The following is a 14778-nucleotide window of genomic DNA, read 5'->3' as shown; positions in this document are numbered from 1 at the left end:
ACGCCCGGGCACGGCGAAGGGCCCCGGTCCGTTCCCGGCCGGGGCCCCTGTGCCGTGCGGCGGCGTCAGTCGAACCAGCGGTCCCGCGCCAGTTCCGCCGTCCGTGACGGGTCCTCCAGGAGCGCCGCCACCTCGAAGCGGCGCGGCCACTGGCCCGCCGCCCAGGCGAGCCCCGCCGCCACCCCCTCCAGCGTGGCCGCGTGGATGACCCCGTCCGGGGTGCGGCGCCAGTCCAGTTCGGTGCCGCCCGCGAGGAGTTCGTCGTGCTCGACGTACGAGTCGGGGGTGGCCGGGCCGAGCAGGGCGTGGACCGACGGCGGTACGTCGTGCTCCTCGCCGACCGAGGTGACCTCCGCCTCGACCGTCTCGCCGAGGCGCCGGACCTGGAAGAGCTCGGCCAGGTCGGCGGCGCGCGACGGCGACACCGGCAGCAGCGCCAGTCCCTCGGCGAGCGGCAGCAGGTCGGGGGCGTCGGCGACCAGGGCGTCCGCCGCGTCGACCACCCGGGTCTCGCCGTCGACGACAGCGCGCAGCTCGTCGGGGAGCGTCACCTGCTCGGGATCCAGGTCGGCGAGGGCCGTGTAGAGGGCGTGGAGCTGGGCTCCGGTCACCTCGCGGGACGGGTCGGCGAGACGGGCCAGGAGCTCCGCCGCGCCGCCGGGCTCGTCGAGGAGCACGGCGACCGAGGTCCGTACGCCGAGGGCCTTCAGGACCTGCTCGTCCTCGAAGCCGGTCGCGTCGACGGAGTCGTACAGGCCCGCGAGCAGCGGGTCGGTGCCGGCCGCCCGAAGGCCCGCCGGGCGCCTGCCGTCCAGCACGGGGTGGTCGCGCAGCCACCACGCGGTGTACGACCGCACGGTCTCCGTGGTGCCGTCGGGCAGCAGGACCCGTACGGGCTGGGTGAGCGCGTCCCGCAGCGGTGGCAGGGCGAGCAGGGCGAGCGCCTGGGGCCAGGCGTCGTCGTCGACCAGGTCCAGGTCGCGTACGGCGACGATCTCCGTCGCCACGGGCGGCACCGGCGTCTCGGGCAGCCGGTCGAGGACGTCCTCGCACCACACGTCGACGGCGTCGAGCAGGCCCACGTCGTCGGGTTCGGCGAAGTCCCCTTCGCGCGGCTCCAGTTCGTCCGGGTCGAGGACGACGTCGGTGGCCCGCACGAGCGTGAAACCGGCCAGCACCCCGCACGCGGCGAGCGGCTGCTCGCCCCAGCGGTCGGCCAGCTCGGCGTCGCACAGGGCCAGTTCACCCTCGCGCATGACGGCGGCGAAGGCGCTGCCGGGCAGCACCAGTTCACCGGCCGGCGCCGGCTCCCCGTCCTCGTCGGGCAGGGCGAGCGCGCCCAGCCACGGCTCGTCGCCGGGCTCCAGGTCCGCGTCCCGTACGAGAGTGAGGACCGTCTCCGCCAGCTCCTCGGCGTCCAGGGCGTCCTCGTCCCAGATCTCCCCGGCGTCGAGGGACGCGGCGACCGCGGCCCGTACCTGGGGCGTCGTCAGGACCGCCCGGGGCGTGGCCGGCAGGGCGCCGAGCTTCTCCAGGAGCGGGTGCGCGGCGTCCGGGTGGGCGACCTTGAGACCGAGGCGGGCCAGGTCGGTGGGCGTCTCGGGCAGCGGGACGAGGACCTGGCGGGGGCCGATGGTGGTGCGGGGCGTGCGGCGCGGGGCGCCGTCCCGGGCGTCCTCGTCGGCGCCCTCCGCGTCCGCGAGCGGCACCGGCAGACCCGTGAGCCGGTCCGGGTCGACGCCGGCGAGGCTGTCGTACAGCCGCCACCACCAGCCCGGTTCCCGTTCGATGCCGGCGAGGCGGTCGATGGCCTCGGTCAACGGCAGCCGGGCGACCCCGAGGGTGCGCAGCTCGACGCGGCGCTCCAGGCCCGCGGGCAGCAGTGTCGGCAGGACCTCGGCCAGGACCCGTACGGTGTCGGCGCCCGCGCCCTCGACGACCTCCGCCTCGATGGGACGCAGGGCGTGCGGGATCTCGCGGCGCGGTCCGACCGGGGCGGCGTCGGTCCCGTACGTCTCGGCGTACGCGTCGTCGGCCGGCTCGGCGTCGTCGCGCAGGCTCTCCGCGGCGGGCGCGAGGAAGGCGACCCGGCCCAGCCGCTCCAGGATCGCCTGCCGCAGCGCGCCGTCCAGTTCGCCCTTGCCGAGCGGCCCCGGCACGAGGTCGATGGTGGCGACCGACACGGGCTCCCACTCGGCGAGCAGCTCCGCGTACGCGTCGGCCGCGCGCTGCACCAGGAAGTCGGTGAGCGGGCCGGGCGCCGGGTGGCGGCGCGTGGTGTCCAGCGGCAGCGAGGCGATCAGCAGGGCCGGGACGCCGAGCGGTTCGTCGGTGGGGGTGGGAGCGTGCACCACCGGAGCGGTCGTGGGGTGCCGCGGGGAGCCGTCGGTGTCGACCGGCACCGCCCACACGACCGACCAGTGGGGGCGCAGGCGCTCCTCGACGGGCCGGTCCTTGAGGAGGTCCGCGTCGAGCGGGCCGCCCGCGGCGGTGACCCGCCAGCGGTTCGTCCCGTCGAGGCTGTCGTCGATGTGGACGTACGGGCCCTGCTGGGAGCGGCGCAGCACCCGTACGCCGTCGCCGGTGTCGACCACGATCTCGGAGAGGCCGGGGAGCGTCAGCAGCAGGGCGTCGTCGATGGAGCGCAGCAGCCGCTCGGCCAGGTCGACGGCGGCCGTGTCCCGCAGGGGCAGGACGACGACGGTGTCGTAGCCGTCGGGAGCGGTGCCCTCGGCGGGCAGCGGGAGCCGCAGCAGCGGCACATGGCCGTCACGGCGGCGCAGTTCGTCGCCGAGCCCGGGGCTGCCCTGCGCGGCCTCGCGGGCCAGCTCGGCCGCCTCGGCCAGGGACCAGCGGACACCGCCGTGCCGCCCGAGGACGGCCGGCTCGTCGCTGACGGCCAGGACGGCGGCGAAGCCGACACCGAACCGGCCCACGGCGGCGGTGTCGTTCTCCCGCTTGGCCGAGGCACGCAGGGTGCTCAGCGATTCGACGCCGGTGGCGTCGAGGGGGGCGCCGGTGTTGGCGGCCGCGAGGACGGCGGGTCCGTCGGGGCCCGCCGGGTGCAGGGTGAGGCGCAGCCGTCCGGTGACCCCGGCGCGTCCGGCGGCGTCGGCGGCGTTCTGGGCCAGCTCCACGACGAGCCGGTCCCGGTAACCGCCGAGCGCCAGGTCCTCCTCGGCGTTGGCGTCCTCCCGGAACCGTGCGGGGCTGGCGCCCCACGCGTCGAGCACCCCGCGCCGCAGCCGCGCCGTACCGAAGGGGTCGGCTCCGTCCGTCGTCCTGACGCTCACGCTGTGACTCCGCTCTGTCCGTGCCGCCCGGGAAGGGGCTGCGGCCCGAAGGTATCGCGCCGGTGCGCGAATCAATTCTGGAGTCACCCGTGAGCGGGCGGCGGCAGGCGGAACCGGCCCCACCGGTTCGCCGGAGCGCGCGCACGGACACACGCCCGGGCGCGGGCGCGCACCGGGCGGGGTCAGGGCGTGGGGGCCGGGGCCTACGAGTGGCCCAGGTCCTCCGACTCGCCGTCCGCCTGCGGCGGCACCGAGCCGCTGTCGCGGTCCGGGCGCAAGGGGAAGGCGTCGGTGGCCATGGAGTCCAGGGCGTGCGGCGCCGGACGCGGCGGCTTCGGCATGACCGCGGCCTCCGAGTGCCCGCCGCAGCCGTAGGTCAGCGAGACGACATGGCCGTCCGCGGGGGAGAACTCGTTGGCGCAGATGCCGAACGCCTGCTTCAGCGAGCCGCCGAGCGGCACCAGGAAGCCACAGGAGAGGCAGGACGCGGGCGCGGCCTGCGCCATCGGCGTCTTCGCGCCGTACGCCTCGTCCCAGCGGTCCGCGGCCACGTGCAGCCCGTAGCGGGACAGCACCCGGGCGCGCCGCATACCGAGCTCCTCCGCCACGGCGGCGATCGAGCCCCGCGCGGGGGTACGGGAGACGAACTCGGCGTCCTCGGCGTCGACCCGCTCCGCCATCTCCTCGGAGACCGCGGAGTCCGGCGGCGGCACGTCGTCGCCGCTGTACCCGGGCTCCAGGCGCAGATCGTCCGCCTCGGTCGGCAGCAGATCACCGGGACCGAGGTCGCCGGGCCGCAGCCGCTCGCTCCACGGCACCCACTCGGGGGCCAGCAGCGCGTCGGGTCCGGGGAGCAGGACGGTTTCGTCGAGGGTGACGTTCTTGGCCCGGGAGGCGCGCGTGACCGTGACGGCCCAGCGCCAGCCCCGGTAGCCGAGTTCCTCGCAGTCGAAGAAGTGCGTGACGACCCGGTCGCCCTCGGCGACCGCCTCGACATGCTTCCCGACGACGCCGGGAGCGGCGGCCTCCTCGGCGGCCTCCCTGGCGAGGTCTACCGCCTCGGCGCACAGGCGGTCGGGGGTACGGCTTCGCGTCGTCGCAGCACTCACAGGTCTCGCTTCTCTCCTACGCCGTCTCACGGGTGCGCCGGCCGAGTCACGGAGTACGAGCGGCGGGCGGAGCGGACCAGGGGGCCGCATCGACGTCCGCGCCCGACTTGTCTCGGGCACACCTATCGTCATCCATTCTGCGGGATGCCGAAGAGGCGCGCGGCCGGGAACTTCCGCCGGTGGCGCGCTACGCACGCTACCCCCTCTGCCGCCCGCCGCCCACCTGCCCGTCCCAAGTGGCCCGCATCGCGGTTCGGTGGCGAGAGGGTTGGGGCACTATGACGGGGTGGCAGCCGCCAGGTCGTCCGACGCTGCCGGGCCGCTCCGCAGAGCGGGCCGGTCGGTCGGCCGTGCCCTGCACCGGCCCTTCACGGGCACGGCCCGGGGCATCCGCAGGGCCACCCACGCGCACGGGGCGGGCGAGTCGGGTCTGGGCAAACTGATCGAACTGCACGCCGTCAACGGCGCCGGTGACGTCATGATCACGGTCGCGCTGGCCTCCACGGTCTTCTTCTCCGTACCGACGGACGAGGCGCGCGGACGCGTGGCGCTCTATCTGGCCGTCACGATGGCGCCGTTCACTCTGCTCGCCCCCGTGATCGGCCCGCTCCTGGACCGCATCCCGCACGGCCGCCGCGCGGCGATGGCGGGCGCGATGCTGACCCGCGCGGTGCTGGCCCTGACGATGTCCGGCGCGGTGGCCACGGGCGGCCTGGAGCTCTATCCGGCGGCGCTGGGGGTCCTGGTGGCCTCCAAGGCGTACGGAGTGGTCCGCAGCGCCGTCGTGCCCCGTCTGCTGCCGCCACGCTTCGCCCTGGTCAAGGCGAACTCCCGGGTGACGCTCGCCGGACTCCTCGCCACCGGAGCGGCCGCCCCGGCGGGCGTGGGGCTGCAGCGCATCGGGCCCGAGTGGCCCCTGTACGGGGCGTGCGCACTGTTCCTGCTGGGGGCGTACTGGGCGTTCACGCTCCCCCACAAGGTGGACTCGGCGAAGGGCGAGCGCAAGGCCCACATGCTCACCCACGGCGAGAAGAAGCCGAGCCTGCGGACCGTGGGCCCGTCCGTCCTGCACGGCCTCCAGGCCAACGCCGCGCTGCGGATGCTCTCCGGGTTCCTGATCTTCTTCCTGGCGTTCCTGCTGCGTGACCATCCCCTGTCCGGCCAGAGCGCGGCGGTGTCCCTGGGCATCGTGGGCGTCGCGGCGGGGGTCGGGAACGCGCTGGGCACCGCGATCGGGTCGCTGCTGCGGGACCGGGGCCCCGAGCTGATCATCGCCACGATGCTGGCGGTGGCCCTGACGGCGGCGGTCTGCGCGGCGATCTTCTTCAGCGGGGTGATGGTGGCGGTCCTGGGCGCGGTGGCGGGCCTCGCGCAGGCCCTGTCGAAACTCTCCCTGGACGCGGTGATCCAGCGGGACGTGCCCGAGTCCGTCCGCACCTCCGCCTTCGCCCGCTCGGAGACGCTGCTCCAGATGTCCTGGGTGGTGGGCGGCGCCATCGGCATCTCCCTGCCGCTGAACGGCTCCGTGGGGATGGGGGTGGCCGCGGGAATCCTGGCCCTGGGCGTGGTGATCTCGGTCCGGGGCCTGCTGTGGGCGGCGAAGGGCGGGGCCCCGGACAGGCCCCGCCGGCCACGGGTGGCGTAGCGGCGGCGCCACGCGACGGCGCCCCCCATGCGTCGGCCGGGCCCAAGCCCGATAGCCTTCGGCCCATGACCGTTGCGTTCTTCTCCGGTGGCCGCCGCCGGGCCGCCGCCGCCCTCGGCGCTGTCTCTGCCGGGCTCCTCGTACTCTCCGCCTGCGACAAGCCGACGCCGCTCGCGACCGTGACGGTCGGAAGCGACTCGGTCAACAGCGAGGCGTCCTGCTACAACGACGGCGACGCCATCAAGGAGTCGCAGATCCAGACCTGCCTGAACAAGAAGGCCGAGAAGACCATCACGGTCTCCATGGACGACAAGATCCGGTTCGGTGTCGACCCGGAGATCGCCGACCACGGCTGGACGCTCTTCATCGGCGGGCAGCAGGCCGAGCAGGAGCCGTACAAGAAGTCGTACCGGACGATCCCGGCGAGCGCGTTCTTCTCCAGCCAGAGCGGCGAGACGTCCAACAAGGCGCAGATCAGCATCGTCGAGACGAACGGCAAGAAGCTGACCGGCATCTGGCACTTCGAGCTGAAGAAGTCGTCCTGACCTTGCGGGTTCTGGTCGTGACGGCGGTGGCGGCGGAGGCGGACTCCGTCGCCGCCGGCCTCGTCGGCTTCTCCGGGCCCGCCCCGTACCCGTCGCCGCGCACACTGCCGAGCGGCCACACGGTGACGACGTACGCCCGCGGCCCGCTCTACGGCGCCCCGCCGGTGCCCGGCGGCGGACCCGCCGACCCGTCCGCCCTGGTGGATCTGGTCGCCGTCGGCGTCGGACCGGCCGCCGCGGCGGTCGGCACCACCGCCGCGCTGGCCGGCGCCCCCTATCCGTACGACCTCGTCGTCTCCGCGGGGATCGGCGGCGGGTTCACGGCGCACGCGCCCCTCGGGTGCGTCGTCGTCTCCGACGCGATCGTCGCCGCCGACCTTGGGGCCCAGACGCCCGACGGCTACCTGGCCGTCGAGGAGCTCGGCTTCGGGCGGTCCACGCACCTGCCGCCGGACGGCCTGCCCGAGCGGCTGGCCCGGGCCCTGGCGGCCGGCAAGCAGCGGCACGTCGTCGCGCCCGTCCTGACCCTCTCCACCGTCACCGGCACCGCGGCCCAGGCCGCCGAGCTGGCACGGCGTCATCCGCGTGCCGCGGCGGAGGCGATGGAGGGCTTCGGCGTCGCCGAGGCCGCCACCGCGCACGGCGTGCCCGTAGTCGAGATCCGCGCCGTCTCCAACGCCGTCGGCCCCCGCGACCGCGCCGCCTGGCGGATCGGGCAGGCCATGGAATCGTTGAGGTACGCCTTCCAGCTGATCAGCCCCACCGTCTTCCTGGCAACGGAGGCCCCGTGACCCTGCGCATCGCGTACTCGCCCTGCCCCAACGACACCTTCGTCTTCGACGCCTGGGCGCACGGCCGCGTGCCCGGCGCGCCCGCGCTCGACGTCACCTTCGCGGACATCGACGTCACCAATGCCTGGGCGGAGAACGGCACGGCCGACTACGACGTGCTGAAGGTGTCGTACGCCGTGTTGCCCTGGGTGCTCGACGAGTACGCCCTGCTGCCCTGCGGCGGCGCGCTGGGCCGGGGCTGCGGCCCCCTCGTGCTCTCCCGCGAACGGAGCATGGACCTCACCGGCAAAACGGTCGCCGTGCCGAGCGAACGGTCGACGGCCTATCTGCTGTTCCGGCTCTGGGCGGCGGACATGGTGCCCGGGGGCGTCGGGAACGTCGTCGTCATGCCGTTCCACGAGATCATGCCCGCCGTCCGGGACGGCAAGGCCGACGCGGGACTCGTCATCCACGAGGCCCGGTTCACCTACGGGAAGTTCGGCCTGCACTGCCTCGCCGACATGGGCGAGCACTGGGAGCAGACCACCCGCCTGCCGATCCCGCTCGGCGCGATCATCGCCAAGCGGTCGCTGGGTGAGGAGACGCTGCGGCAGCTCGCGGACGCGGCCCGCACATCCGTACGAATGGCGTGGGACGACCCGGAGGCGTCCCGTCCGTACGTCCTCGAACACGCCCAGGAGATGGACCCGGCGGTGGCCGACCAGCACATCGGGCTGTACGTGAACGAGTTCACGGCCGACCTCGGGGAGAACGGCTACGCGGCGGTGCGCGGTCTGCTGACGCGCGCCGCGGCCGAGGGGCTCGTACCTCCCCTCGGCCGCGATGCCCTGGCGTTCGTCTGAGCCGTACGGGCTACACGTCCAGCTGGTCGGCGACGGCCCGCAGCAGGCCCGCGATCTTCTTGCCCTGCACCTTGTCGGGGTAGCGGCCCCGCTCCAGCATCGGGGTGATGTTCTCGAGGAGGGTGGTCAGATCCTGGACGATCGACGCCAGCTCGTCCGGCTTGCGGCGCTGCGCCGCCGCGACCGAGGGGGTCGGGTCGAGAACCGTCACCGAGAGCGCCTGGTCGCCGCGCTGCCCCGCGACGACACCGAACTCCACGCGCTGGCCCGGCTTCAGGGCCTCGACTCCGGCAGGGAGCACCGACGAGTGGACGAAGACGTCGCCGCCGTCGTCGCGGGAGAGAAAGCCGAAGCCCTTCTCACTGTTGAACCACTTGACCTTGCCGGTAGGCACGTCTGTCCTCGTCCTCGTACTCGATGGGTGACGCCGCAAAAATCGGCTCTGGATAGCACTACAGCGGGTCGCCCGGACCCGCGTTGCACCAAGGCTAATGGTCCAGGGGCTGGTGACAAGACGTCGCTGGTTTGTTCCTCCGGCCTGGGAACTACCCTGGCTGAATGCGTAGTGAAACCCCTTCGAACAGCGGCGCTCCCGGTGACGGTCTCGTCCGTGCCGGTGCGATTGTCTTCATCATCGGCGCGGTCGCCACTCTGGTCACTGTGGCACCCCTGTTCCTGGGCACGGAGCCGTTCCCGTCGGTCGCCTACGGCGTCTGCATGCTGATGGGAGTCGGGTTCCTGATCGCCGCCGCGGGCGTCCTGCGCTCGATCGCGGCCCAGCGCCGCGAGGCGAGGTCCGCGCTTCAGCCCCGGTAGCTCTCCCACCACGCCGGAAACGCCGTCAGATCGGGCAGGATCACGTCCGCGCCCGCCGCGCGCAGCTCCTCCTCGTCGCAGGGGCCGGTCGGTACGGCGACGGACAGGGCCCCGGCCGTACGGGCTCCTCGGACGTCACCCGTGTGGTCGCCCACGTACACGCTCGCGCCGTGCTCGCGCAGCGCCTCGGCCTTCGCCTCGGCCCACAGTCCGCCGATGACCGCGTCGGGCTCGATACCCAGGTGGGTGAGGTGGTGCTTGGCGTGCGGCTCGTTCTTGGCGGTGACCACGACGGCCCGGCCACCCGCGTCCCGAACGGCTTGAATCGCATCCCTCGCGCCGCGCATGGCGAGCGTCGGGGCGATCGCGTACGCCGGGTAGAGGGCGCGGTACTGGATCACCATCTCCGGGACCCGCGCCGCCGGGAACCAGCACGCCAGCTCCTGCTCCAGCGGCGGACCCAGCCGGGTGACCGCGAGGTCGGCGTCGATCCAGGTGCCGGTCTCGGCGCGCAGCGCCTCGTAAGCGGCCTTGATGCCCGGACGCGAGTCGATCAGGGTCATGTCCAGATCGAAACCGACGGTGAGCGGGAGTGTCGTGTGCGAAGCCATAGGGGCCATTGTGCCCAGGCGGATGACGCGCCCGGTGGCGGCGTCGGCGGGGCGCCCGCGCCTGAACGCCCACGGCGGCCCGCCGCCGGGGCGCCTGGGCCCGGGGCGCCCGCCGTCGCTCAGGGTGGACCGTCGCCGGGTTGCGGCGCGCTGACGTGCCCCCGGGCCGTTGTGGCTGGATCCTGCGCGCGGCCGCGGACGCGGCCTCGGGCACCGCGGCTCTCCTGCCGGTTGCGGCAGGGGGGCGCCGCGTACCCGCTGACCAGCGGACCGAGCGCCCACCGTGGCGCGCTGACGCGGGCCGAGGGGCCGGTGGCAGTCCGGCGCGACGGGGCGAGGCCCGATGGACGCCCGGATCCAGTGCCGGCGTCGCCGCGTGTCGGCAAGAGCGCACCGGGCGGCCGCCGTGCCGCGCTGACGCGGGCCGAGGGGCCGGTGGCAGTCCGGCGCGACGGGGCGAGGCCCGATGGACACCCGGATCCAGTGCCGGCGCAGGCAACCCGACGCGACGCGACGCGGCCCGGCGGGCACCCGGATCCCGTGCCGGCGTCGCCCCGAGTTCCGGCTATGGCCTTCGGGAGCGCCAGAGCAGGTAGAGGGCCGAGGTGAGTGCCGCTGTGCGGAGGAGCCAGGGCCAGGTGGTCGAGAGGGCCTCGGAGAGGGCTCCGTCGCCGGGGGCGATCGGGGTGCCCCAGCGGCCGTCGAACCTGCCCCACAGCCAGACCGCCCCGCCCGCCGCCACCAGGCCCGGCACGCCGAGGACCACCCACTTCGCCTCGGCGCGGCTGATGCGGCGGGAGATGTACGCCAGGGCCCAGCCGGCGGCCAGGGCGAGGAGGTTGCCGAAGGCCGCTCCGCCGATGAGCAAGAGCGCGGCGAGCAGGAGGAAGGGGTGCGCGAGCGCGACGCGCCCGGGCGGTGTCGCGGCTTCGACGACTTCTGCGGGCGCGGCGGCCAACTCCTTGCGGCGGAGCCGCAGGCGCCACCGCTCACGCCGAGCGCCCTCGGCCGCCTCGTCCTCGTCCTCGGCCTCCACGCCGTCCCCGGCCCCGGCCTCGCTCTCGGCGTCGTCGCCGTCCACCGGCGGCGGCTTCAGGATGTCCGGGATCTCCACCCCGCCCACGAAGCCCGGCACCATCGGCACATCAGGCCCGTCCGCGTCCAGCCGCCACCAGTCCGGTTCCTCGCCGCCGGACGAGCCGACCTCGTCCATTCCCGCCAGATGAGGGCCCGTCGGCGCGGGCGGCGGCTCCGCCGTTCTCCGGGGCTGAGGAACGACCCGCCGCCCCCGCCTCCGCTGCTCCGGCACCGCCCGCTTCGGCGCCGCCGGCTTCCGCAACTCCCGTACGGCAGCCCCCGCTTCACCGGACCCCGCGTGCGCGACCCCGTCCACGACCTCGTCCGGCGTGCCGAGACCTCCGAGGATGCGGCGGACGGCGGCCGGGCTGTCGCCGCCGTCCGACGACCGCTTCTGCTCGATCTCGCTGCGCAGCGCCGACACCAGCCGCATCCGGGTGCTCGAGGGCAGCTGCCGCTGCTGCGCCAGATCGCCGACCCGGCTCAGATAGTCGAAGACCAACTGGTCGCTCTCGATCCCCACAGTGCCCCTCCGCGCGCGTCCACAGCCGCCTGTGCCCGACGTTAGCGCCTGCGCAGGGGCTAACGTGGTCCGGATGGGGACCCGTCGGCGCAATCGGGAGGCGCACGTGCCCGAAGGATCAGGCGGTACGGCACCGCGCACCCTCGCGGAAGCGCTGCGGGCGCGGGGCGACGAAGGGCTGGCCGCGCTGTTGCGGGCCCGCCCCGATCTGCTGTCCCCCGTACCCACCGACCTCACCCAGCTCGCCACCCGCGCCGGGACACGCGCGTCGGTCGTACGGGCTTTGGAGAGGCTGGACCGGTTCGCGCTCCAGACGGCGGAGGCCCTGGCGGTGGCGCCGGACCCGGCTCCGTACTCCGTGCTTCTCGCGCTGCTCGCCGGCGACGACGGCGACGCCGACATCGAGGCGGCGCTGCCCCGCACGGTGGAACTGCTGCGCGAGCAGGCCCTGGTGTGGGGGGACGACGACCGGCTGCGCCTGGTGCGCACGGCCCGTGAACTGCTCGCGCCCTCGCCCCAGCACCCGTCACCGACCGGGCTCGGTCCGACGGTCGCCGAGGCCACGGCCGGGATGTCGCCCGGCCGCCTCCAGGAGATCATCGCGGCGGCCGGCCTGCCGTCGACACACGATCCGGTGTCGGCGGTCGCCGCGTTGGCGGACCTCTTCACCGACCGGCAGCGCATGGGCGAACTGCTCGACACCGCGCCGACGGAGGCGCTGACCGTACTGGACCGGCTGGTGTGGGGCCCGCCGTACGGCGAGGTGACGGCCAACCCGGCGCCCCCCGTGCGCTGGCTCCGGGACCGGGGGCTGCTGCTGCCCACCTCGCCCCGCACGGTGGTGCTGCCGCGCGAGGCCGCACTGCATCTGCGCGCCGGGCGCGCCCACCGCGTGCCCGAGCCGCTGCCGCCGGTCGTGACGGCGCTGCGCGAATACCGTCCACAGGTTGTGGACGGCGCGGCGGCGGGCCAGGCGTACACGGCGCTCGCGACGGTCGAGGAACTGCTGAAGGAGTGGAACGAAGGCGGCCCGGCGGTGCTGCGGGCCGGTGGCCTGTCCGTACGGGACCTCAAGCGCACCGCGGTCGCGCTGGACGTGAGCGAGCAGATGGCCGCGTTCTGGTTGGAACTCGCCTACGGCGCAGGGCTGCTGGCGTCGGACGGCGAGGCGGACGAGCGGTACGCGCCGACGCCGGAGGCCGACGACTGGCTCGCGCTCCCGGCGGCGGAGCGCTGGGCCCGCCTCGTCACGGCCTGGCTGACCGCGACCCGCACGGCGGGCCTGGTCGGCGGCCAGGACGCCAAGGGCCGCACCCTTTCCGTCCTCGGCCCGGATCTCGACCGGGGCGCGGCCCCGGAGGTCCGCCATCGCGTGCTCACCCTCCAGGCCACCCTTCCGCCGGGCACGGCCGCGGACCCCGAGTCCCTCCTCGCGCGCCTGCGCTGGGACCGGCCCCTGCGCAGCGCCTCCGGCTCCGGATCCGGCTCGGACCCGCGGGCGAGGATCGCCTCCTGGACCCTGATGGAGGCGGAACACCTCGGGATCACCGGCCGGGGCGCGCTGGCCACCCCGGCGCGGGCGCTGCTGGGCCTCGCTCCGGACGAGGTCCCCGCGGCGGACGCCCGGGCCCTCGCCGATCCGGGCATCCCCGCCTCGCAGGCCGAGTTCGCCCTCCGGGCCCGTCTCGCCGCCGAAGCCCTCGCACCCCTGCTGCCCGAGCCCGTCGACCACGTCCTGCTCCAGGCGGACCTCACCGCCGTGGCCCCGGGGCCTCTGCGGCGGCCGCTCGCCGAGATGCTGGCCGTGCTCGCGGACGTCGAGTCCAAGGGCGGGGCGACCGTGTACCGCTTCACGCCCGGTTCCGTACGGCGGGCCCTCGACTCGGGTCAGGCCGCGTCCGACCTGCACGACTTCCTTTCGGCGCATTCGCGTACGCCCGTGCCGCAGCCCCTCGCGTACCTCATCGACGACGTGGCCCGCAGACACGGCCACCTGCGGATCGGCGCCGCCTCCGCGTACGTCCGCTGCGACGACGACGCCGTGCTCGGCGAGATCCTCGCCGACAAGCGGTCCGCGCCCCTGCGGCTGCGCCGCCTCGCGCCGACCGTGCTGGCCGCCCAGACGGGCCCCGGGGCCCTGCTCGAAGGACTGCGGTCGATGGGCTACGCGCCCGCCGCGGAGTCCGCCGAGGGCGACGTGCTGATCACCCGCGCCCACGCCTACCGCACCCCGCCGCGGACCGCCCCGGCTCCCGTGCCGGACGGCCCGCCCACCCCCGACGCCACGCTCCTCGGCGCCGCCGTGAGGGCGATCCGCGCCGGTGACCTGGCTTCGACGGTCGTACGGAAGGAAGCCCCTCAGACCCCGGGCCACACCCCGGGCGAGCTGCCGCGGACGTCCCCCGCCGACACCCTCGCCACCGTCCAGGCGGCGGCGATGACCGGTTCGGTCCTCTGGATCGGCTATGTCAACGCCGAGGGCGCCGCCAGCCAGCGGGTGATCGCGCCGGTCCGTGTGGAGGGCGGGTTCGTCACGGCGTACGACCACACCGCGGACGAAGTCCGCACGTATCCGCTGCACCGGATCACGGGCGTGGCGGAGCTCGCCGAGGACCCGGCCTGAGCCCCGCCCGCCCCGTATGCCCTAGGCGGTGAAGAGGCTGGGACGCGCCAGCAGCGCCGCCTCGTGCGCGGCGACGGCCGCGCGGCAGGCGGCCACGAAGGCGTCGAACCGCTCGTTGGTGTTGTTGGCGCGGTTGGTGGCGCCGCTGAACTTGTCCGGGGCGAACAGGCTCTTGCGGAGCTCGGTGGTGAGCTCCAGCTGCCCGCCGCCCTCGCCGGGGAGGAGGGTGCGGTTGCAGACGTTGGCCGCCAGGTCGCCGTTCAGGTCCTCCGGGTCGCCGCCGAGCACCTGGAAGCCCGCCTGCGCGAGCTTGCCGGCCAGCAGGGAGCGGAAGGGGCCGTTGAGGCCGCCGACGACGACCGCCTCGGGCTTGTCCGCGGGCGCGCCCGCGGCGCTCGCCGTGCAGCCGTGCAGGCTCAGCACGTTGGCGCTGGCCGCCGCCATGGAGCGGGCCGTCGGGTCGTCGCAGTGCGAGGAGGTGACGTGGAGGTCCTGGTTGCCGCTGGAGCGGAGCCCCTCCAGCATCCAGTAGTCGTACACCGGGGCTCCCGGCGTGACGCCCAGATCGCTCGGCCTGTAACCGGCGATCGCCAGGCACAGCTCGGTGGTGCCCGGCTCTATGCCGCCGCCGTGGACGGCCAGGATCGTGGTGAGCATCGGCCGGGGCGTGCCGGTCCTGTCGTTGTCGGCCAGCTCGTGGCGCTTGAAGCGGCGGCCGAAGTCCGTGCCCTCGACGGTCGCGCGGTAGAGGTCGGTGTTCGAGGCGTAGAGGTCGCCCCCGGCGGCGGCGGCCGGGGAGGCGTTGAAGCCGGCGAGCAGCGGGGCCCCGGCGGCGGCGACGAGGCCGGTCAGGATGGTTCTGCGGCTGGCGAGTGGCTGAGACATGAGGTTCCCCCTCCAATG

At 74.9% G+C, this 14778-nt stretch carries 12 protein-coding genes; 6 read left to right on the top strand and 6 right to left on the bottom strand.

The window, feature by feature from the left end; genetic code table 11:
* Nucleotides 1–65: 65 nt before the first annotated feature.
* Together ACZ5VC_RS21750 and ACZ5VC_RS21745 are read right to left on the bottom strand one after the other, a co-directional pair.
* On the bottom strand, nt 66–3293 hold the full coding sequence (locus ACZ5VC_RS21750) for a sacsin N-terminal ATP-binding-like domain-containing protein (protein ID WP_469121665.1): 3228 nt from the start codon (nt 3291–3293) through the stop codon (nt 66–68).
* A gap of 203 nt (nt 3294–3496) precedes the next feature.
* Nucleotides 3497–4402, bottom strand: a complete 906-nt coding sequence (locus ACZ5VC_RS21745) for a DUF3027 domain-containing protein (protein WP_469121664.1) — start codon at nt 4400–4402, stop codon at nt 3497–3499.
* Between the two features lie 286 nt (nt 4403–4688).
* On the opposite strand from ACZ5VC_RS21745, the gene ACZ5VC_RS21740 reads away from it, so the two are divergent.
* The 4 genes from ACZ5VC_RS21740 (at nt 4689) to ACZ5VC_RS21725 (ending at nt 8225) form a co-directional block, all read left to right on the top strand.
* Nucleotides 4689–6047, top strand: a complete 1359-nt coding sequence (locus ACZ5VC_RS21740) for an MFS transporter (protein WP_469121663.1) — start codon at nt 4689–4691, stop codon at nt 6045–6047.
* A gap of 65 nt (nt 6048–6112) precedes the next feature.
* The gene (locus ACZ5VC_RS21735) at nt 6113–6592 is read left to right on the top strand and encodes a DUF2771 domain-containing protein (RefSeq protein ID WP_469121662.1); all 480 of its coding nucleotides are present in this window, start codon (nt 6113–6115) and stop codon (nt 6590–6592) included.
* 2 nt (nt 6593–6594) lie between these two features.
* Nucleotides 6595–7383: a futalosine hydrolase gene (locus tag ACZ5VC_RS21730; protein ID WP_469121661.1), complete on the top strand. Its 789-nt coding sequence runs from the start codon at nt 6595–6597 to the stop codon at nt 7381–7383.
* Nucleotides 7380–8225, top strand: a complete 846-nt coding sequence (locus ACZ5VC_RS21725; protein WP_468711995.1) for a 1,4-dihydroxy-6-naphthoate synthase — start codon at nt 7380–7382, stop codon at nt 8223–8225. Before ACZ5VC_RS21730 ends, ACZ5VC_RS21725 begins: the two co-directional genes overlap by 4 nt.
* Nucleotides 8226–8235: 10 nt before the next feature.
* Here ACZ5VC_RS21725 and ACZ5VC_RS21720 read toward each other — a convergent pair whose 3' ends face one another.
* Nucleotides 8236–8619 carry a cold-shock protein gene (locus ACZ5VC_RS21720; protein ID WP_469121660.1) on the bottom strand — a complete coding sequence of 128 codons (384 nt, stop codon included), beginning with the start codon at nt 8617–8619 and terminating at the stop codon, nt 8236–8238.
* 164 nt (nt 8620–8783) lie between these two features.
* Between ACZ5VC_RS21720 and ACZ5VC_RS21715 the strand changes: the two genes are divergently transcribed.
* Nucleotides 8784–9041 carry a hypothetical protein gene (locus tag ACZ5VC_RS21715; protein WP_469121659.1) on the top strand — a complete coding sequence of 86 codons (258 nt, stop codon included), beginning with the start codon at nt 8784–8786 and terminating at the stop codon, nt 9039–9041.
* Here ACZ5VC_RS21715 and ACZ5VC_RS21710 read toward each other — a convergent pair.
* Together ACZ5VC_RS21710 and ACZ5VC_RS21705 are read right to left on the bottom strand one after the other, a co-directional pair.
* Nucleotides 9029–9652 carry an HAD family hydrolase gene (locus ACZ5VC_RS21710; RefSeq protein ID WP_469121658.1) on the bottom strand — a complete coding sequence of 208 codons (624 nt, stop codon included), beginning with the start codon at nt 9650–9652 and terminating at the stop codon, nt 9029–9031. The two genes, ACZ5VC_RS21715 and ACZ5VC_RS21710, sit on opposite strands and share 13 nt — an antisense overlap.
* A gap of 565 nt (nt 9653–10217) precedes the next feature.
* Entirely contained in the window at nt 10218–11252 is a 1035-nt protein-coding gene (locus ACZ5VC_RS21705; protein ID WP_469121657.1) for a hypothetical protein, read from the bottom strand.
* 73 nt (nt 11253–11325) lie between these two features.
* On the opposite strand from ACZ5VC_RS21705, the gene ACZ5VC_RS21700 reads away from it, so the two are divergent.
* Nucleotides 11326–13875 (top strand): helicase-associated domain-containing protein, encoded by a 2550-nt coding sequence (locus tag ACZ5VC_RS21700; RefSeq protein WP_469121656.1) that lies wholly within the window; start codon nt 11326–11328, stop codon nt 13873–13875.
* Between the two features lie 21 nt (nt 13876–13896).
* Here the strand turns inward: ACZ5VC_RS21700 and ACZ5VC_RS21695 are convergent, their stop codons facing one another.
* Nucleotides 13897–14760 carry a poly-gamma-glutamate hydrolase family protein gene (locus ACZ5VC_RS21695; protein ID WP_469121655.1) on the bottom strand — a complete coding sequence of 288 codons (864 nt, stop codon included), beginning with the start codon at nt 14758–14760 and terminating at the stop codon, nt 13897–13899.
* Nucleotides 14761–14778 lie beyond the last annotated feature (18 nt).

The organism is Streptomyces sp. NPDC033174 (genome assembly GCF_055577795.1).
Note: the sequence above shows the minus strand (reverse complement) of the source record. Positions and strands in the feature narration are given on the sequence as shown.

Coding starts and splice junctions, on each gene's coding strand:
- ACZ5VC_RS21735 (WP_469121662.1), top strand. CDS start 6,113: ATGACCGTTGCGTTCTTCTCCGGTGGCCGCCGCCGGGCCGCCGCCGCC.
- ACZ5VC_RS21715 (WP_469121659.1), top strand. CDS start 8,784: ATGCGTAGTGAAACCCCTTCGAACAGCGGCGCTCCCGGTGACGGTCTC.
- ACZ5VC_RS21710 (WP_469121658.1), bottom strand. CDS start 9,652: ATGGCTTCGCACACGACACTCCCGCTCACCGTCGGTTTCGATCTGGAC.
- ACZ5VC_RS21700 (WP_469121656.1), top strand. CDS start 11,326: ATGGGGACCCGTCGGCGCAATCGGGAGGCGCACGTGCCCGAAGGATCA.
- ACZ5VC_RS21695 (WP_469121655.1), bottom strand. CDS start 14,760: ATGTCTCAGCCACTCGCCAGCCGCAGAACCATCCTGACCGGCCTCGTC.